This is a genomic window from Burkholderia pseudomultivorans (genome assembly GCF_001718415.1).
GTDB classification, from domain to species: Bacteria; Pseudomonadota; Gammaproteobacteria; order Burkholderiales; family Burkholderiaceae; genus Burkholderia; species Burkholderia pseudomultivorans_A.
The window spans coordinates 4,186,277-4,205,139 of the sequence record NZ_CP013378.1 but is presented as its reverse complement, the minus strand read 5'-3'; the positions used below and the strand labels follow the sequence as shown (position 1 = coordinate 4,205,139).

18 protein-coding genes are annotated in these 18,863 nt (G+C 70.0%); 7 read left to right on the top strand and 11 right to left on the bottom strand.

Annotated elements, in window-relative coordinates; genetic code table 11:
- The first annotated feature begins 2 nt into the window (after positions 1-2).
- The 3 genes from WS57_RS31750 (at position 3) to WS57_RS31740 (ending at position 4,047) form a co-directional block, all read left to right on the top strand.
- The gene (locus tag WS57_RS31750) at positions 3-1,454 is read left to right on the top strand and encodes an aldehyde dehydrogenase (RefSeq protein WP_059513211.1); all 1,452 of its coding nucleotides are present in this window, start codon (positions 3-5) and stop codon (positions 1,452-1,454) included.
- A gap of 13 nt (positions 1,455-1,467) precedes the next feature.
- On the top strand, positions 1,468-2,400 hold the full coding sequence (locus WS57_RS31745) for a ketopantoate reductase family protein (protein WP_059513212.1): 933 nt from the start codon (positions 1,468-1,470) through the stop codon (positions 2,398-2,400).
- A 249-nt stretch (positions 2,401-2,649) separates the two neighbouring features.
- Entirely contained in the window at positions 2,650-4,047 is a 1,398-nt protein-coding gene (locus WS57_RS31740) for an MFS transporter (RefSeq protein ID WP_069245507.1), read from the top strand.
- 80 nt (positions 4,048-4,127) lie between these two features.
- On the opposite strand, the gene kynA is transcribed toward WS57_RS31740, so the two are convergent.
- The 3 genes from kynA to kynB all read right to left on the bottom strand — a co-directional run bounded on the left by kynA (position 4,128) and on the right by kynB (position 7,051).
- The gene (kynA, locus tag WS57_RS31735; protein ID WP_040128049.1) at positions 4,128-5,051 is read right to left on the bottom strand and encodes a tryptophan 2,3-dioxygenase; all 924 of its coding nucleotides are present in this window, start codon (positions 5,049-5,051) and stop codon (positions 4,128-4,130) included.
- Positions 5,052-5,130: 79 nt separating this feature from the next.
- Positions 5,131-6,384, bottom strand: a complete 1,254-nt coding sequence (gene kynU, locus WS57_RS31730; RefSeq protein WP_040128048.1) for a kynureninase — start codon at positions 6,382-6,384, stop codon at positions 5,131-5,133.
- Positions 6,385-6,409: 25 nt separating this feature from the next.
- Positions 6,410-7,051, bottom strand: coding sequence for an arylformamidase (kynB, locus tag WS57_RS31725; RefSeq protein ID WP_009688846.1), 642 nt, complete (start codon positions 7,049-7,051; stop codon positions 6,410-6,412).
- Between the two features lie 130 nt (positions 7,052-7,181).
- Between kynB and WS57_RS31720 the strand changes: the two genes are divergently transcribed.
- Positions 7,182-7,682, top strand: a complete 501-nt coding sequence (locus WS57_RS31720; protein WP_009688847.1) for an Lrp/AsnC family transcriptional regulator — start codon at positions 7,182-7,184, stop codon at positions 7,680-7,682.
- Here the strand turns inward: WS57_RS31720 and WS57_RS31715 are convergent.
- From WS57_RS31715 to WS57_RS31705, 3 genes are all read right to left on the bottom strand, one after another.
- The gene (locus tag WS57_RS31715) at positions 7,669-8,175 is read right to left on the bottom strand and encodes a flavin reductase family protein (protein WP_069245297.1); all 507 of its coding nucleotides are present in this window, start codon (positions 8,173-8,175) and stop codon (positions 7,669-7,671) included. The genes WS57_RS31720 and WS57_RS31715 overlap by 14 nt on opposite strands.
- A gap of 200 nt (positions 8,176-8,375) precedes the next feature.
- Complete coding sequence (locus WS57_RS31710) at positions 8,376-9,053, bottom strand: hypothetical protein (RefSeq protein WP_059513215.1); 678 nt, start codon at positions 9,051-9,053, stop codon at positions 8,376-8,378.
- Positions 9,050-10,456, bottom strand: a complete 1,407-nt coding sequence (locus tag WS57_RS31705; protein WP_060299374.1) for a selenium-binding protein SBP56-related protein — start codon at positions 10,454-10,456, stop codon at positions 9,050-9,052. The genes WS57_RS31710 and WS57_RS31705 overlap by 4 nt, the downstream gene beginning before the upstream one ends.
- 444 nt (positions 10,457-10,900) lie before the next feature.
- Here WS57_RS31705 and msrA point away from each other — a divergent pair, with 444 nt between their 5' ends.
- Positions 10,901-11,461 carry a peptide-methionine (S)-S-oxide reductase MsrA gene (gene msrA, locus WS57_RS31700; protein ID WP_009693279.1) on the top strand — a complete coding sequence of 187 codons (561 nt, stop codon included), beginning with the start codon at positions 10,901-10,903 and terminating at the stop codon, positions 11,459-11,461.
- Between the two features lie 24 nt (positions 11,462-11,485).
- On the opposite strand, the gene WS57_RS31695 is transcribed toward msrA, so the two are convergent.
- The 3 genes from WS57_RS31695 to pdxH all read right to left on the bottom strand — a co-directional run bounded on the left by WS57_RS31695 (position 11,486) and on the right by pdxH (position 14,821).
- A complete protein-coding gene (locus tag WS57_RS31695) occupies positions 11,486-12,814 on the bottom strand; it encodes a DUF72 domain-containing protein (protein WP_069245296.1) in 1,329 nt (442 codons plus the stop codon).
- Between the two features lie 23 nt (positions 12,815-12,837).
- The gene (locus tag WS57_RS31690) at positions 12,838-14,058 is read right to left on the bottom strand and encodes an SAM-dependent methyltransferase (protein WP_009688319.1); all 1,221 of its coding nucleotides are present in this window, start codon (positions 14,056-14,058) and stop codon (positions 12,838-12,840) included.
- Positions 14,059-14,176: 118 nt separating this feature from the next.
- Positions 14,177-14,821, bottom strand: a complete 645-nt coding sequence (pdxH, locus tag WS57_RS31685) for a pyridoxamine 5'-phosphate oxidase (RefSeq protein ID WP_069245295.1) — start codon at positions 14,819-14,821, stop codon at positions 14,177-14,179.
- A 128-nt stretch (positions 14,822-14,949) separates the two neighbouring features.
- Between pdxH and tcdA the strand changes: the two genes are divergently transcribed.
- Positions 14,950-15,843, top strand: coding sequence for a tRNA cyclic N6-threonylcarbamoyladenosine(37) synthase TcdA (gene tcdA / locus WS57_RS31680; RefSeq protein WP_069245294.1), 894 nt, complete (start codon positions 14,950-14,952; stop codon positions 15,841-15,843).
- Positions 15,844-16,001: 158 nt separating this feature from the next.
- On the opposite strand, the gene trxA is transcribed toward tcdA, so the two are convergent.
- Together trxA and WS57_RS31670 are read right to left on the bottom strand one after the other, a co-directional pair.
- A complete protein-coding gene (gene trxA, locus WS57_RS31675) occupies positions 16,002-16,850 on the bottom strand; it encodes a thioredoxin (protein WP_009694616.1) in 849 nt (282 codons plus the stop codon).
- Positions 16,851-16,902: 52 nt separating this feature from the next.
- Complete coding sequence (locus tag WS57_RS31670) at positions 16,903-17,784, bottom strand: pirin family protein (protein WP_069245293.1); 882 nt, start codon at positions 17,782-17,784, stop codon at positions 16,903-16,905.
- A 198-nt stretch (positions 17,785-17,982) separates the two neighbouring features.
- Here WS57_RS31670 and WS57_RS31665 point away from each other — a divergent pair, with 198 nt between their 5' ends.
- Complete coding sequence (locus WS57_RS31665; protein WP_196482396.1) at positions 17,983-18,861, top strand: EamA family transporter; 879 nt, start codon at positions 17,983-17,985, stop codon at positions 18,859-18,861.
- The last annotated feature ends 2 nt before the right edge of the window (positions 18,862-18,863 follow it).

Here is an 18,863-nt window from a genome sequence, read left to right as displayed (position 1 = left end):
CCATGCAAACCGTATCGATGCTGATCGGCGGCGAACGCCGCCAATCGTCCGACGGCGCGACCTTCGTGCGCCGCAATCCGCTCGACGGCGCGATCGCGTCCGAAGCGCCTGCGTGCACCGTCGACGATGCACGCGCGGCGGCCGACGCGGCCGGCCGTGCGTTTCCCGAGTGGGCCGCGCTCGGCCCCGGCGCGCGGCGCGCGCTGCTGCTGAAGGCGGCCGACGCACTCGACGCGAAGCGCGAGCAGTTCGTCGGGGCGATGGCGGCCGAGACGGGCGCGTCGGCGCTGTGGGCGGAATTCAACGTGCAGCTCGCGGTGAGCGGGCTCGTCGAGGCCGCGTCGCTGACCACCCAGGTCGGCGGCGAGCTGATTCCGTCCGACGTGCCCGGCTCGCTCGCGATGGGCGTGCGCCAGCCGGCCGGCGTCGTGCTCGGCATCGCGCCGTGGAATGCGCCGGTGATCCTCGGCACGCGCGCGCTCGCGCTGCCGCTCGCATGCGGCAACACGGTCGTGCTGAAGGGCTCGGAGCTGTGCCCGGTCACGCACGGGCTGATCGTCGAGGCGCTGCAGGACGCCGGGCTGCCGCCGGGCGTCGTCAACTTCGTGACGAACGCGCCCGACGATGCGGGCGCCGTCGTCGACGCGCTGATCGCGCATCCGGCCGTGCGCCGCGTGAACTTCACCGGGTCGACGCGGGTCGGCCGGATCGTCGCCGAAGCGTGCGCGCGCCACCTGAAGCCGTCGGTGCTCGAACTCGGCGGCAAGGCGCCGCTCGTCGTGCTCGACGACGCGGACCTCGATGCCGCGGTCGCGGCCGCCGCGTTCGGCGCGTTCGCGAATTCCGGGCAGATCTGCATGTCGACCGAGCGAATCGTCGTGGATGCGTCGATCGCCGATGCGTTTGCCGCGAAGCTCGCCGACAAGGCCGCGTCGCTGCCGCTCGGCGATCCGCGAAACGGGCCGGTCGTGCTCGGTTCGCTGATCGACGCGAAGGCCGTCGAACGCTGCAACGCGCTGATCGACGATGCGCTCGCGCACGGCGCGACGCTGCTGTGCGGTGGCAAGGCCGACAGCACGCTGTTCCCGGCGACGCTGCTCGACCACGTGACGCCCGCGATGCGGATCTACGCGGAGGAATCGTTCGGTCCGGTGAAGGGCATCGTGCGCGTCGACGGCGAGGCGGCCGCGATCCGCTGCGCGAACGACAACGCGTTCGGCCTGTCGTCGGCCGTGTTCAGCCGCGACGTCGCGCGCGCGTTGCGCGTCGCCGCCCGCATCGAGTCGGGCATCTGTCACGTGAACGGCCCGACCGTGCACGACGAGGCGCAGATGCCGTTCGGCGGTGTGAAGGACAGCGGCTTCGGCCATTTCGGCGGCAAGGCCGGCATCGCGGCCTTCACGGACCTGCGCTGGATCACCGTGCAGACCGCGCCGCGCCACTATCCGTTCTGAGAGGCCGCCAACGATGAGAATCGCGATTCTGGGCGCCGGCGCAATGGGCTCGCTGTTCGGCGGGCTGCTCGCGGAAAGCGGCGAGGACGTCACGCTGATCGACGTCAACGACGCGCATCTCGACGCGATTCGCCGCGACGGGCTGCGCATCGACGACGACCGCGGCGAGCGCCGCGTCACGACGTTGCAGGCGCTGCGGCCCGAGGCCGCGAATGCGTCGGCCGGCACACCGTTCGATCTGCTGATCGTCTTCACGAAGTCGCTGCATACGCGCGTCGCGCTCGACGGCGTGCGCGCGCTGCTGACGCCGCACACGCATGTGCTGACGCTGCAGAACGGGCTCGGCAATGTCGAGACGCTGAACGCGTTCGTGCCGCTCGAGCGGATCCTGGTCGGCGTCACGACCTGGCCCGCCGATCTGGCCGGCCCCGGGCGCGTGCATTCGCATGGCGCGGGCACGATCCGCATGATGACGGCCGACGGCGCGGGCAGCGCGTTCGCGGCGGCGGTGGCCGACGCGCTGTCGAGCGCGGGGCTCGCCTGCACGCTCGATGCGGACGTGTGGGCCGCGATCTGGGAGAAGGTCGCGTTCAACGCGGCGCTCAACACGCTGTGCGCGGTGACGCGCTGCACGGTCGACCAGCTCGGCGAGCATCACGACGGGCCGCGCCTCGCGCAGGCGATCGTCGCCGAGACGGCCGCGGTCGCGCGTGCGAAGGGCATCGCGGTCGACGCCGCGCGCATCGCGCGCAACGTCGAGCATGCGATCCGCGAACATCGCGGCCATCGTCCGTCGATGCTGCAGGACGTGCTCGCGGGTCGCCGCACCGAGATCGACGCGATCAGCGGCAAGGTGGTCGCCGCCGCGCGCGAGGTCGGGCTGGCGGTCCCGCATACCGAAACGATGCTGGGCCTGGTGCGCGTGATCGACGCGCAGGCGGGCTGAGCGTCACGCCGGCGGCCGGCTTGCGCCGCGCGACGAGATACAAGAGCGCCGGGCATCGCCACGGCGCCGGATCGTCATCTCGCCTGGCACGAGGCTGGCGTGCGAGGCATGGGGTCCGGATCGGCGCTGCTGCGCCGGCCGGGTCGAACGGGAAGCATCGGAAGGAGACAGGATGAAAGCACTCGATTGCCGCAGTTTCGCCGCGCACGGCATGCGCACGGTTCCGCCTTGTGCGGGATGGAGGCACGCATGAGCACGCGCGACGACTCCACTGCGCCGGCCGTCGACATCGGCGCGACGCTCGACGACGGCCCGTTTACGACGATGCAGAAATGCGTGGTGCTGCTGGCCGCGCTGTCGATCGTGCTCGACGGTTTCGACGGCCAGCTGATCGGCTTCGCGATTCCGGTGCTGATCAAGGAATGGGGCATCACGCGCGGCGCCTTCGCGCCGGCGGTCGCGGCCGGGCTGATCGGGATGGGGATCGGCAGCGCGTGCGCGGGGCTCGTCGCCGACCGTTTCGGCCGGCGCGGCGCGGTGCTCGGCAGCGTGTTCCTGTTCGGGGCCGCGACCTGCGCGATCGGGCTCGCGCACAACGTCGAGACGATCGCCGCGCTGCGCTTCGTCGCCGGCCTCGGCATCGGCGGCGCACTGCCGACCGCGACCACGATGACCGCCGAATACACGCCTGCGCGGCGCCGCACGATGATGGTCACCGCGACGATCGTCTGCGTGCCGCTCGGCGGCATGCTGGCCGGGCTGTTCGCGCACGAGGTGCTGCCGCGCCACGGCTGGCGCATGCTGTTCTTCGCGGGCGGTGCGCTGCCGCTCGTGCTCGGCTTCGTGCTGGCGGCGGCGCTGCCGGAATCGCCGCGCTACCTCGCGCGGCGTCCCGCCCGCTGGGCCGAGCTCGCGGCGCTGCTGGCGCGGATGAAGCGTCCGGTCGCGCCGGGCGCCGTGTTCACCGACCTGCGGGATGCGCATGCGCACGGCGGCAGCGGCGGGTTCCGCTCGCTGTTCGCGGGCGGCCAGGCGCGCGACACGATCGCGCTGTGGTGCGCGTTCTTCATGTGCCTGCTGGCCGTCTATGCGGCATTCAGCTGGCTGCCGACGATGCTCGCCGCGAGCGGGCTGAGCGTGTCGGTCGCGGGCGCGGGGCTCACCGCGTACAACCTCGGCGGCGTGATCGGCGCGCTGCTGTGCGCATGGACGATCGCGCGCGTCGGCTCGCGCTGGCCGCTCGTGCTGTGCAGCGTCGGCGGCGCGGCGAGCGCGGCGTGGCTGATGGGCGTCGATGCGGGCAGCCATACGAGCTGGCTGATCGTCGGGCTCGGCGCGCACGGCCTGTTCGTCAACGCGGTGCAGTCGACGATGTATGCGCTTTGCGCGTACATCTACCCGACGGCGGTGCGCGCGACCGGCACCGCGAGCGCGCTCGCGTTCGGCCGGCTCGGTGCGATCCTCAGCGCGTTCGCGGGCGCGTTCGTGATCACGACGGGCGGCGCGACCGCCTATCTGACGATGCTGGCCGTCGCGATGGGCATCGTCTGCGTCGCGCTGCTGGTCGTGCGGCGGCATATCCCGAAGCTGTCGCGCGAGCCGGCGCGGCCGCGCGAGCGGGAGGAGCTGGTCCGCACGTCGTCGTGACGGCGGGCGTCGCGCGTGCGTTGCGTATTCGCGCCGCCTGCCGGATGCCGCCGGGTGCCGCCCGGCGGCGGCTTCGCGCGTTACAGCGTGGTGCGTACGTGCCAGAGCTCGGGGAACAGCACGACGTCGAGCATCTTGCGCAGATAGGGCGCGCCGCTCGTGCCGCCGGTCCCCTGCTTGAAGCCGATGATGCGCTCGACGGTCGTCACGTGCCGGAAGCGCCACTGGCGGAACGCGTCCTCGAGATCGACGAGTTCCTCGGCCATCTCGTATAGTTCCCAGTGCTGTTGCGGATGCCGGTACACCTCGAGCCACGCGGCCTCGACGGTTTCGTCGTGCTGCGTCGGCTGCGTCCAGTCGCGCTCGAGCCGCGACGGCGCGATCGGGAAGCCGCGCCGCGCGAGCAGGCGCACGACTTCGTCGTAGAACGACGGTGCGTCGAGCGTCGCGCGCACCTGTTCGAGGATGTCGGGGCGGTGCGCGTGCGGCTGCAGCATCTGCGCGTTCTTGTTGCCGAGCAGGAATTCGAGCTGCCGGTACTGGTACGACTGGAAGCCCGACGACTGGCCCAGATACGGCCGCATCGCCGAATACTCGGACGGCGTCATCGTCGACAGCACGTTCCACGCCTGCACGAGCTGCTCGAGGATGCGCGACACGCGCGCGAGCATCTTGAACGCGGGCGGCAGCGCATCGCCGCGCACCGCGTCGAGCGCGCCGCGCAGTTCGAACAGCGCGAGCTTCATCCACAGCTCGCTGGTCTGATGCTGGATGATGAACAGCATCTCGTTGTGATCGGGCGACAGCGGATGCTGCGCATTCAGGATCGCATTCAGCGACAGGTAGTCGCCGTAGCTCATCGACTTCGAGAAATCGAGCTGCGCGTTGTGCCAGCCGGCTTGCTCGCCGGCGTCGCCCGGCACGTGCGGCGCTTCGTGCGCGGCTTGCGGGCGTGCGCCCGCGAACGGGCAGCCCGCCGGCGCGTCGTTGCCGGGCGGCTGCATATGACCAGAATTCACGACTGTCTCCAGGATTGAATGACGGGGCGCGGCGCGCGCGGCGCGCGCCGCCAACGGTCGGCGATCAGGTCACCGCGCCGCGCTCGGCGAATTCGGGCGCCTTCCACGCGTCGGTGTCCAGGATCTCGCGCAGCGTCTCGACGGCGTCCCACACGTCGACGAAGCGCGTATAGAGCGGCGTGAAGCCGAAGCGCAGCACGTACGGCTCGCGGTAGTCACCGATCACGCCGCGCGCGATCAGCGCCTGCATCACTTCATAGCCGTGCGGATGCTCGAAGCTCGCCTGCGAGCCGCGCTGGTGATGCGCGCGCGGCGTGACGAGCTTCAGCGAGCGGCCCGCGCAGCGCGCCTCGACGAGCGCGACGAACGCGTCGGTCAGCGCGAGCGACTTGCGGCGGATCGCGTGCATGTCGGTCTGCAGGAACACGTCGAGCCCGCATTCGACCATCGACATCGACACGATCGGCTGCGTGCCGCACAGGAAACGCGCGATGCCCGGATCGGGCGCGAAGCCCGGCTGCATCGCGAACGGCGCGCGGTGGCCCCACCAGCCGGACAGCGGCTGCGAGAAATGCGCGTGGTGGCGCTGCGGCACCCACACGAATGCGGGCGAACCGGGGCCGCCGTTCAGGTACTTGTAGGTGCAGCCGACCGCGCCGTCCGCGCGCGCGCCGTTCAGGTCGACCGGCACCGCGCCGGCCGAGTGCGCGAGATCCCACAGCATCAGCGCGCCCGCGTCGTGCGCGAGCTGCGTGACGGCCGGCATGTCGTGCATGTAGCCGGTGCGGTAGTTCACGTGCGTGATCATCGCGACGGCGGTGTCCGCGCCGAGCGCGGCGGGCAGGTCGGCCGGATCGTCGATCAGGCGCAGTTCGTAGCCGCCGCCGAGCTGTTCGATCAGCCCTTGCGCGATATACAGGTCGGTCGGGAAGTTCGAGCGTTCCGACACGATCACGCGGCGCTCCGGCGCGCGTTCGGCCTGGTGGCGCAGCATCGCCGACAGCAGCTTGAACAGGTTGATCGAGATCGTGTCGGTCACGACGGTTTCGCCGGGCGCGCCGCCGATCAGCGTCGCGAGCTTGTCGCCGAGGCGGCGCGGCAGCGCGAACCAGCCGGCCGTATTCCAGCTGCGGATCAGGCCTTCGCCCCATTCGGCGCCGATCACCTGCTGCGCGCGGGCGGCCGATGCGCGCGGCTGCGCGCCGAGCGAATTGCCGTCGAGATAGATCACGCCGTCTGGCAGCGCGAACTGGTCGCGCAGCGGGGCGAGCGGGTCGTCGCGGTCGAGCGCGAGCGCGTCTTCACGGGTTTTGATCATGATGTGGGGTCGTGAGTCGGAATGGTCAGGCGGCGCGGGCCGGCAGCGTGCGCAGCACGGCGCGCACGGGGCTCGCATCGAGCGTCGAGAATTTCAGCGGCAGTGCGATCAGTTCGTAGTCGCCGGGCGGCACCGCGTCGAGCACGATGCCTTCGAGGATCGCCATCCGGTGCGCGCGCACGCGGTGGTGCGCATCCATCGTCTTCGATTCCTGCGGATCGAGCGACGGCGTGTCGATGCCGATCAGTTTCACGCCATGCGCGGCGAGCAGGTCGACGGTCTCCGGCGCGACCGCGCAGAAGTCGCTGTCCCATTGCTCGACGCGCGACCGCGCATAGGTGCGCAGCAGCACGCGCGGCGGCACGCCGTCGAGCGCGTCGGCGACGTCGGCCGGCCGCACGACCGGCGACGCGCCGATGCAGTGGATCACGCGGCACGGGCCGAGATAGGTCTCGAGCGGCACGGCGCCGATCGGCGCGCCGTCGGCGTCGTAGTGCAGCGGTGCGTCGCAGTGCGCACCCGTATGCGGCGACAGCGTGAGCCGCGCGACGTTGACGGGCGAGCCGGCTTCCATGCGCCACACGCGTTCGACGGAAACGGGCGTGTCGCCGGGCCATACGGGCGTGGCGGGGCTGACGGGCGGGGAGATGTCCCAGAGTGTGTCCATGGCATGACGGATCGGTGAATCGATCCTTCGAATGATAGGCGGACGCTCGCAGAAAGTGCTTGCGAAATAGACATGGACAATCCGCCGGATTGGCAGATAATTCGAATCAGAGGGAAAAGGGGGACCAAAAATGCACGCGATCACGCTCGATGCCACCGACTGCCGGATTCTCGCGGTATTGCAGGAGGAGGGCCGAATCAGCAATCTCGACCTGGCGGAACGGATCTCGCTTTCGCCATCCGCCTGCCTGCGCCGCATGCGACTGCTCGAGGACCAGGGTGTGATCGAGCACTATCGCGCGTGCCTGAGCCGAGAAAAGCTCGGTTTCGAGCTCGAGGCGTTCGTGCAGGTGTCGATGCGCAACGAGGAAAACCAGTGGCACGAGCGCTTCGCGGAGGCGCTGCGCGAATGGCCGGAGGTGGTCGGCGCGTTCGTCGTCACGGGCGAAAGCCACTACCTGCTGCGCGTGCTCGCGCACAACCTCAAGCACTATTCGGATTTCGTGCTGAACCGGCTCTACAAGGCGCCGGGCGTGATGGACATCCGTTCGAACATCGTGCTGCAGACGCTGAAGGACGAGGCGGGCGCGCCGGTCGGGCTGGCGCGCACCGGGGCGATCAAAGCGGTGTGAGGCCGTGGAAGCCGCCGCCGTGGAACACCAGCGGCGGCGCGGCGTTCGGCATGCGCACGCCGCAGCGCTCCACTTCGCCGACGAAGATCACGTGGTCGCCTTCGTCGTAGCGGCTGCGATTGTGGCATTCGAACCACGCGAGCGCGCCGTCGAGCACCGGCATCCGGGAGTTGCCGGCCGCGTGCGCGATGCCTTCGAAGCGGTCGCCCTTGTAGCTCGAGAAGCGCTTGCACAGGTCGAGCTGCGACGCGGCGAGCACGTTCACCACGTAATGGCTGTTGTTGCGGAACACCGGCGTCGACGCCGAGCGGTGCGCGAGGCTCCACAGCACGAGCGGCGGATCGAGCGACACCGAGTTGAACGAGCTCGCGGTAATGCCGATCAGTTGCCCGGACGGCGCGCGCGTCGTGATCACCGTCACGCCGGTCGCGAACTGGCCGAGCGCCTGGCGAAAGGCGGCCGAATCGAAGTCCGGCGGAGTGGCGTGGCTCATCGGGTGGCGATCCGGGACGAAACGGGCGGGCGCGCCGCGCGGTGGCGGCACGCGCGGCGGACGAAAGGCGACAAGGCGGTCGGTTGGAATGGAATGCGCATGGCCCGATTTTAGCGGAATCGGGGCCGGCGGGCCCGCCGCCGGCGGCGCTGCGCGGCGTCAGCGTGACGTAGCGAACACAGCGGGGCGCGCCTGCCGCGTTATCGCGCCGCCGCGAGGCCGAGCGACAGCGCGCCCGTCAGGATCAGGCTCGATGCCCACACGGCATCGAGGTTGAACCAGCTCCGCGACACGAATTTCAGCCCGAGGTACCGGTACACGAGCCACGCGAGCGCACCGCCGGCCGCGATCATCGCGCTCGCGTGCACGGCCGCGACGACGAGCGCCATGCCGAGATGCGCGTCGACGAGCGCGGCCGCGGCGCGGTGGCCGGCGTCCGCGTCGAGCCCGCACAGCCCGAGATAGATCGGCACGAGCATCAGCCCCGCGCCATGCGCGATCGCGACCGCGAACGACCACAGCCCGAGCCGCGCCGGCGCGATTCGCGCGAGCGCACGCGGGTGTCGGCGGCGGATCAGCAGCCGCGCGCCGAAGCCGATCACGAGCGCGCTCGCGCCGATCCGGATCGCCGACTGCCACGCGAGCAGCGCGGCGAGCAGCCCGAACGGCAGCATCACCGCGAACACCGCGAGCGCGTGGCCGAGTGCGAGATAGCCGAGCGCCGCGACCAGCGCGCCGCCGCGGCGCGTCATCAGCGCGTTCGACACCGCGAGCGGCCAGCCCATCGCCGGATTGAGGCCGTGATAGACGCCGCTCGCGAGCACGGCCGCCCACAGCGCGAACTGCGGCCCGGCCGGCGCCTGCAGGATGCCGCTCAACGCCCGACCGACGGATAGCAGAACGAGTCGGTCGAGCAGTCGCCGCCTTCGAGCCGGATCTGGTGCGCGCGATAGCCGTCGGGGAAGTCGACCCAGAAGTCGTCGGCGAGCGTCAGCCCGCCGTCGGGCCCCGCGTGCGCGAGCACCTGCGCGGCCGGCACGCCGTCCGGATAGAACTGGTCGTCCCACGTCGAGTAGAGCGAGTTGGTCCAGTACACGCGGCGCCCGTCGCGGCTGATCTCGACCATCTGCGGGCCGCCCGCGAACGCGCGGCCGTTCGAATGCGGCGTGCGGCGCACGATGCCGCCGATGCGGACCGAGCCGGCGAGCACCGGATGATGCGGATCCGACACGTCGTACTGGCGCATCTCGCCGGTGCCCCAGCACGACACGTACAGGAAGCGATCGTCGAGCGACAGGTCGATGTCGGTCACGAGCGGCGGCACCGCGCCGAACGCCTTCAGCAGCGGCGGCAGCTGGTCGGCCGCGGCCGGCTCGGGCGGGATCGTCGCGGTTTTCTTCACATGGAATTCGCCGCCTTCGCGCCACCAGGTCCAGATCGAGCCTTCGAGACTGGTCGTATCGACCACCACGCCGACGAACCCGTATTCGCGCACCGGATCGTGCGCGGGCCGCACCTCGAGCGCCATCTGGTGATGCGCGCCGAGATCGATCGTCTGTACGTTGCGCCGCGCGCGCAGGTCCCAGAAATGCAGCCGGTGCCCGTATTTGTTCGCGAGCAGGTCCTCGGGCACGATGCCGTTCTCGAACTGCGGCGGCAGCGCCCACTCGCTCGACACCATGTAGTCGCGCGGCAGGTTCCACCAGAAGTCGTAGTGCTTGTCCTGCGGGCCGCGATCGATCTCCCAGCGGCCGAGCACGTCGAAGGTCTCGCAGTCCATGATGAAGATGCCGGGCGCGCCGTCGGTGCCGTCCTTGCCTGCGCCGCCGAGCGTGCTCACGTAGATGCCCTCCGGGCCGCAGTGCACGGTGTGCGGACGCGAATAGCCGGTCTTGCGGAAGATCTCGTCGGGCTCGACGATCTTGTGGATGCGCGCCTGGGTCGGATGCGGCTTGGTGTCGATCACGTACACGCGCGACGAGCGCAGGCCCGGGATGATCAGGAAGCGGCGCTCGAGAAACGCGTGGCCCGTCAGCGGCGAGAGCGCCGATGAACACGCGTTCCAGCCGAAGTGGTGGAACTCGTCGCCGGTGTTCGGCATCGTCACCGTGTGCACGATCTTTCCGTAGCTCGGCGAGCCGGGCTTCACGTCGATCACGGCCAGCGCGTCGGGCCTGGAAAAATCGGGGCTCAGCAACAACGTATAGGCGAATGTCTCCGCCGGGGCTTGCATCGCCAGTTCGGGCGATGCGTGGAACGTCGGGTCAGGCCGCAGGTTCATGGAAAAACCCTCTCGGTTGTGCCGGATTCGGGATCGCGCGGTGAACGGATGGAGCGGCGCGCGCGACGCTGGCGGGGCGACGATCGGCCGGCCCCGCGATGCGGACGAAATCTGCTAAGGCATGCATATCGATGTTCCGGCGGACGTGGGTTGCATCGGGTTCGGGCATGCATCGGACACGGCGCCCGGCCGCACGACCAGCGGCGGCGACGGGCGTGCCTAAGTGTAGTCGAGAAACGCGCGGCGGGTCGTGCGCGGCGCCGGCCGCGGCGCGCAGGAAGGAACCGTGTCGGACTATCGCCGCGCGCGACCGGCGGCGTGCGCGCACGAGTGAGATACTTGCCGCAGTGCCGTAGCCGGCGAAGGGTCGGATGCGGCGAGACGAATCGGGGGCGCCGGCGCGTATGCGCGTCGCCGCCTGTCATCAACGTGGTATGGAACGGGATGGTGAACGAAATGCTTGAAACCGCGACTTTGGGAGGCGGGTGCTTCTGGTGTACGGAGGCGGTGTTCCTCGACGTGGACGGCGTGACGGCCGTGCAGTCGGGTTACGCGGGCGGCCATACGCGCAATCCCGGCTATCGCGACGTCTGCGACGGCGACACGGGGCATGCGGAAGTCGTCAACGTGACGTTCGATCCGGCGCGCATCGGCTATCGCGAGATTCTCGAGATCTTCTTCGCGACGCACGACCCGACCCAGCTCAACCGCCAGGGCAACGACGTCGGCACGCAGTACCGCTCGGTCGTGTTCACGCATTCGGACGCGCAGCGCGACACTGCGCTCGACGTGATCCGCGAGCTGGAGCGCGAGCAGGTGTTCGGGCAGCCGATCGTCACCGAGGTGACGCCGCTCGACGGCAACTACTGGCCGGCCGAGGACTATCACCAGAACTATTACGCGCGCAATCCGGGCCAGGGATACTGCTCGGTCGTGATCGGGCCGAAGCTCGCGAAATTCCGGCAGAAGTTCTCGCACCGGCTGAAGTCGCTGCGCGGCGCGTAAGCCGCGCGCGACCGACCCGCAGTGCTACGCCGCCTCGCCGCGCCACTGCGCGCATGCGGCGGCGATCTCGCGCGCGAGCGCGAGGCACGACAGCGGCGCGGAGCCTTCCGCCTTGTTGTTGATCGTGATGATCACCGGCTGGCCGGCCAGCGCGTAGCGCGCGGCCAGCTCGGCGAGCGCCGAGCGCGTGGCCGGGTCTTCGTCGACGAGCTTGTCGAACGGTTCGTACTTCGCCTTCGCCTGTTCGTACTTGAAGCCGCCGTGCAGGCTCCAGCGCACGATCAGCGGGCCGGGCGCGTCGCCGTCGAGCAGCGCGAGCGCGGCGGCCTGGCGCAGCGGGTCCGGCATGCGCGCGTGCAGCCCGACGCAGTAGCGCACGCCGAGCGCGGCGAGCGCGCGGATGAAGCGCGGCGTGAGCAGGCTCGCGTCGCGGATCTCGATCGCGTAGCGCGGGCCGTCGGCGTCGGACGGCAGCGGCGGCAGCGCCGCGAAGAACGCGGACAGCCGCTCGATCAGCACGGCCGGTTCGGCGAGCAGCGCATCGGGCAGCGGCGAGAACTGGAACACGAGCACACCGGCCTTGCTGCCGAGCCCGTCGAGGCACGGCCGCACGAATTCGTCGGTGGCGAGCCGCGCATCGAGGAAGGTCGGGTTCGGCCCCGACGGCTCGCCGCGGCGGCCGCGCACGACCGCGTCGGTGACCGACGCCGGCGCCTTCACGACGAAGCGGAAGTCGTCCGGCACCTGCTGCGCGTAGCGCAGGTAGTCGGCGACGGACAGCGGGCCGTAGAACGACCGGTCGAGGCTGACGCTTTTCAGCAGCGGATGCGCGCCGTACGCTTCGAGCCCTTCGCGCGACAGTTTCGTCTGCGCGAAGTCGCCGTCGTAGACGATGCCGTTCCAGCCGGGGAAATACCACGACGACGTGCCGAGCCGCACGTTCGGCGGCAGGCCGGCTGCCGCGGCGGCGACGTCGGGCGAGACCGGCGCGGGTGCTACGCCGCGGCGGCGCTTGCGTTGCTTCGGGGCGGGCGGCGGGGCAGGGTCGTCCCACAGCATGCCGGTGGACGGCGGCGCGGGTTCGTCGTGCGCACGAAGCGCTTCGTCGGCGGCAGCCGGGGCACCGGGCGACGCGCGGGTGCGTGCGGGACGGGCGGGTCCGCCGTCGCCGTCCTCCGTCGTCGCGCGTGCGCGGGAATTCGCACCGGCGCCGGCAGCGCCCGGCGGCGCGTCGCGCGCGTCGTCGGGCGAGCCGCCGAACAGGTCGAATTGTCCGTCGGCGTGCGCATCGTTCGCGTCGTCGCCTTGCCGTCGTTCCGGCGGCGCCTTGCGCCGCGTCCTGCCGTCACCCATGCCTGCCCAGCGTGAAGCGCCGCCTAGCGCGGCAGCGCGTGTTCGTACATGTAGCGCCGCGACCACGGCAGCGTTTTCGCGCTGCGTCCGGCCTTGCGGCAGACGATCTGGAAGATCGACACGTCGTCGTGCTCGAACGCATACGCGCAGCCGGCGAGGTACACGCGCCAGATGCGGAATTTTTCGTCGTCGACGAGCTTTCTCGCTTCCTCGGCCTTCGCCTCGAAGTTCTCGGTCCAGATGTCGAGCGTGCGCGCATAGTGCCGCCGCAGGCTTTCGACGTCAACCGCCTCCAGTCCGCCGCGCTGCGCGGATTCGAGCGCGAGGCTGATGTGCGGCAGCTCGCCGTCCGGGAACACGTAGCGGTCGATGAACTCGCCGCCGCCGAGCGCCGTTTCGCCGCTTTCGGCGTCGGTCGACGTGATCCCGTGGTTCATCGCGATGCCGTCGTCGACCAGCAGTTCGCGAATCCGCGAGAAATAGAGCGGCAGGTTCTTGCGGCCGACGTGCTCGAACATCCCGACGCTCGTGATGCGGTCGAACTGGCCTTCGATTTCGCGGTAGTCCTGCAGGCGGATCTCGATCTGGTCCTGCAGGCCGGCGGCCTTCACGCGCTCGGTCGCGAGATCGAACTGGTTCTGCGACAGCGTCACGCCGAGGCACTTCGCGCCGAACTTCTGCGCGGCGCGCAGCACGAGCGCGCCCCAGCCGCAGCCGATGTCGAGCAGGCGCTGGCCCGGTTCGAGCCGGATCTTGGTCAGGATGTGGTCGATCTTCTTGATCTGCGCGGTCGCGAGATCCTCGTCGCCGTTCTCGAAGTACGCGCACGAGTACACCATGTTCTCGTCGAGCCACAGCTTGTAGAACTCGTTCGAGACGTCGTAGTGATACTGGATCGCCTTCTTGTCGGTGCTCTTCGTGTGATTGAAGTAGCGCTTCACGCGCGCGAGCTTGCTGGCGCTCGTGACCGTGCTGCGCGCGAGCGAGTAGCCGATGTTGATGATGTCGGACAGCTTGCCCTCGATGTCGATCTTGCCCTTCACGTACGCCTCGCCGAGATTGTCGAGGCTCGGTTCGAGCAGCAGCGGCAGCGCCGACGCGTTGTTGACCTTCAGCGTGACCTGCGGCGCGGCGAACGTGCCGAAGTCGAGTTGGTTACCGTTCCACAGTACGAGGCGCGCCGGTATGTTCGCCGTCGTCCGTACTTCGTCCGCCCACTGTGCCAGCTTCTTTTCCCAGAACATTTGGATTCTCCGTTTGTTCGTTGAATCGAATACAGCCAAGTATCTTGACCGGCGCCCGCTGCGAAGCGGGCGCCCGGATGCAACCCGGGACACGACCGGCGCGACGCCGGCGCCGCGCTTACGGCGACAGGCGCGAGATCGTCCAGCCCTGCGCGGCATCGCTGTCGCGCGTGTAAAGCAGGCGGTCGTGCAGCCGCGACGGGCGACCCTGCCAGAACTCGATCGAATCGGGCACGACGCGGTAGCCGCCCCAGTGCGGCGGGCGCGGCGGGTTGTCGCCGTAGCGTTCGGCAATGGCCTTCTCGCGCGCTTCGAGCGTCGCGCGGCTGTCGATCACCGCGCTCTGCTCGGACGCCCACGCACCGATGCGCGAGCCGAGCGGGCGCGACGCGAAATAGCGGTCGCTTTCGTCGGCGCTGGTCTTCTCGATGCGGCCTTCGATGCGCACCTGGCGCTCGAGCTCGATCCAGTAGAACAGCAGCGCCGCGTACGGATGCGCGGCGAGGTCGCGCCCCTTGCGGCTTTCGTAGTTGGTGAAGAAGACGAAGCCGCGTTCGTCGACGCCCTTGATGAGTACGATGCGGGCCGACGGCCGGCCGTCGGCGCCGACGGTGGCGAGCGTCATCGTATTGGGCTCGGGAAGCTTGGCGGCGAGCGCCTCCTTGAACCAGCGGTCGAACTGGGCGAACGGGTCGGAGGCGGCATCGGCTTCGTCGAGCGAAGCGCGCGAATAGTTGATGCGGAGATCGGCGAGAGTCGTCATGTTATGCAAACGCTTCAATCGGGGGCCAGTATAGCGAACGCCGAAGAATCGTGCGTGCACAGTGGCGCGTGCGGGCGGGGAGATCAGGCAAAATAGAAGGCTGTACGACTTACGTTTTCCTTTCTTCCATGTCAGCCGCCGACGCTCTCCCGCCCAGTTCTTCCGATCTTACCCCGAGCCCGACAATCCAGCTTGACGTGGATCGCGGGCGCCGCTTCGGCGGCATCGCGCGGCTCTACGGCGCGCCGGCGCTCGCCGCGTTCGAGCGCGCGCACGTCGCGGTGATCGGGATCGGCGGCGTCGGCTCGTGGAGCGCCGAGGCGCTCGCGCGCAGCGCGATCGGCGAGCTGACGCTGATCGATCTCGATAACGTCGCGGAGAGCAACACCAACCGGCAGATCCACGCGCTCGACGGCAATTACGGCAAGCCGAAGGTCGACGCGATGGCCGAGCGGATCGCGCTGATCGATCCCGCGTGCCGCGTGAACCGCGTCGAGGACTTCGCGGAGCCCGACAACTTCGACGCGCTGCTCGGCGGCGGTTTCGACTACGTGATCGACGCGATCGACAGCGTGCGCACGAAGGTCGCGCTGATCGCGTGGTGCGTCGCGAAAGGGCAGCCGCTGATTACCGTCGGCGGCGCGGGCGGGCAGCTCGACCCGACGCGGATCCGTATCGATGATCTCGCGCTGACGATCCAGGATCCGCTGCTGTCGAAGGTGCGCGCGCAGCTGCGCAAGCAGCACGGCTTCCCGCGCGGGCCGAAGGCGCGCTTCAAGGTCGGCGCCGTGTATTCGGACGAGCCGCTGATCTATCCGGAAGCGGCCGCCTGCGACATCGAGGACGGCGCCGAGCCGTCGACGGCCGCGCATGTCGCGGGGCTGAACTGCGCAGGATTCGGGTCGAGCGTCTGCGTGACCGCGAGCTTCGGTTTCGCGGCCGCCGCGCATGCGCTGCGCGCGATCGCCGCGCGGGCGAACGGCGAGGCGGCGGCGCTTCGCACGGCAGGGACGGCGCAATGACGCAGCGCGGGAACGGCGCCGACTGAGCGCGGTGACGGCGGGCGCACGCACGCGTCGCGCCGAAGCGGCTCGCGCGTCGCATGCGCGCCGCTGCGCGGGCACGACGGCGGCGCCGCCGTGCGCGGGGCCGGGCTTCGGCTGCCCGGCCGCAGCGCCGCTCAGTTCAGCGCCATGCTCAGCTTGCGCCGCCACGCGGCGACGAGCTCGGGGCGATCGCCGGCCAGCTCGAACACCGAGATCATCGTGCGGCGGCCCAGGTCGTCGCCGTACGCGCGATCGCGCATGACGATTTCCAGCAGCTGCTCGAGCGCGCCTTCGTACGCGCGCCGCGCGATCAGGCTCTGCGCGAGGTCGAAGCGCGCATCGAGATCGCCGGGGTTCGCCGCGATGCGGGCTTCGAGCGCGTCGGTCGGCGGCAGGTCGGCCGTCGCATCGAGCGCGTCGAAACGGGTCTTGATCGCCTGGTAGCGCGGATCGGCGCCCTGCACGGTTTGCGGCGACAGGCGCTCGGCCTCGGCGCGCGCGTCGTCGACGCGGTTGCTCGCGAGCAGCAGTTCGATCAGGTCGAGCCGCGCTTCGTCGAAGCCCGGATTGAGCGCCAGCGCGGCTTCGAGGTGCGCGCGTGCCTCGTCGACGCGCGATTCGGCCAGCGCGAACTGCGCGGCGCGGCGCTCGGCTTCCTCGGGCGCCGGCAGCAGCCGGTCGAGGAATGCGCGCAGCTGCCCTTCGGGCAGCACGCCGACGAACTGGTCGACCGGGCGGCCGTCGGCGAACGCGATCACGTGCGGAATGCTGCGCGTCTGGAAGTGCGCGGCGAGTTCCTGGTTCTCGTCGACGTTGACCTTCACGAGCTTCCAGCGGCCCTCGTAAGCGGCTTCGAGCTTCTCCAGCAGCGGGCCGAGCGTCTTGCACGGGCCGCACCACGGCGCCCAGAAGTCGACCAGCACGGGCGTGTCCAGCGACGCCTCGATGACGTCTTTCTCGAAAGTGGCAAGCGTGGTGTCCATGTCGTTCTCTTCGGTTCGAATGTCGTCAGATTGGGGGCGGTGCGCCCGTTTTTCAACGCGGCTTCGCTTCCGGCAACGGAATCCACTCGGTCTCGCCGGGCACCTTGCCCATTTCCTGGCGGCTCCAGGCTTCCTTCGCGCGCGCGATCGCCTCGCGGCTGCTCGCGACGAAATTCCACTCGATGAAACGCTCGCCGTCGATCTTGTCGCCGCCCAGCAGCATCGCGCGCGCGCCGCTGCCGCTCGTCAGCGTGACGGCCGCGCCCGGCGCGAGCACGGCCATCTGCTCGGCCGCCACCGGCGTGCCGTCGATCGCGAGATCGCCGTCGACGACGTAGACCGCGCGTTCCTCGTGCGAGGCGTCGAGCTCGATGCTGCCGCCGGCCGCGAATTCGGCGGCGACGTACAGCGTGCGCGAGAAGGTCGTGACGGGCGAGACGAGCCCGAACGCGTCGCCGGCGATCACCGTCAGCGACACGCCGCCTTCGTCGCGCCTGGGCAGCGTCGCGCCCGGATGGTGCTCGAACGACGGTTCGACGCTCTCGTGCGCGCGCGGCAGCGCGACCCAGGTCTGGATGCCGTGCACCGTGTGGCCGCTCGCGCGTTGCGCATCGGGCGTGCGCTCCGAATGGACGATGCCGCGGCCGGCCGTCATCCAGTTCACGTCGCCCGGCACGATTTCCTGCCGCGAGCCGAGGCTGTCGCGATGCAGGATCGCGCCGTCGAACAGATAGGTGACGGTCGCGAGCCCGATATGCGGGTGCGGGCGCACGTCGAGCCCGGTGCCGGCCGGCAGCACGGCGGGCCCCATGTGGTCGAAGAAGATGAACGGGCCGACGAGGCGCGCGGCGAGCGCGGGCAGCGTGCGACGCACCTGCAGGTTGCCGATGTCGCGCACGTGCGGCTTCAGCAGGGCTTTGATCGGGTCGGTCATGGCGGATCCTGTGGGGGGCAGCTGCGATGCGGGTCATTGTACTGGCGGGCCGCGTCGGGCGCGCGTCGCGCGTCCGATGCTGCGCCGCCGCGCGCGCGCCGATTCCACGCGCGGTGCGCGGGTATCGGGGCGGGTGGGGAAAGCCCGGTAAACTCGATGCTTTCAGAACGATCATCCGACCACGAGGAGATGCCGATGATGGCCCCGAAGGACTTGTTGCTGGCGCTGGTCGTGATCCTCGCGTGGGGCGTGAACTTCGTCGTGATCAAGGTCGGCCTGCACGGGATGCCGCCGATGCTGCTCGGCGCGCTGCGCTTCACGCTCGCGGCCGTGCCCGCGGTGTTCTTCGTGCGCCGGCCGCAGATCCCGTGGCGCCTGCTGCTGCTGTACGGCGCGACCATCCAGCTCGGCCAGTTCGTGTTCCTGTTCACCGGCATGTACGTCGGGATGCCGGCCGGCCTCGCGTCGCTCGTGCTGCAGTCGCAGGCGTTCTTCACGCTCGTGTTCGCGATGCTGTTCCTCGGCGAGCGGCTGCGCGTGCAGAACCTGGTCGGCCTGGCGATTGCGGCGGCCGGCCTCGTCGTGATCGCGTCGCAGGGCGGCCGCGCGATGACGCTGGCCGGTTTCCTGCTGACGATCTGCTCGGCCGCGATGTGGGCGATCGGCAATATCGTCACGAAAAAGGTCGGCAACGCGAATCTCGTGTCGCTGGTCGTGTGGGCGAGCCTCGTGCCGCCGGTGCCGTTCTTCCTGCTGTCGCTGTGGTTCGAAGGGCCGCAGCGGATCGCGTCCGCGCTCGCGGGGCTGGACGGCGCATCGATCTTCGCGGTCGTCTATCTCGCGTTCGTCGCGACGCTGCTCGGCTACGGGCTGTGGAGCCGCCTGATGTCGCGCTATCCGGCCGCGCAGGTCGCGCAGTTCTCGTTGCTGGTGCCGATCGTCGGGCTCGCGTCGTCGGCGCTGCTGCTCGACGAGCATCTGACGCGTGCGCAGGTGCTGGGCGCCGCGCTCGTGATGGGCGGCCTCGCGGTGAACGTGTTCGGCGGGAAGCTGATACGCCGCTTCGCGGCGTCGTGATG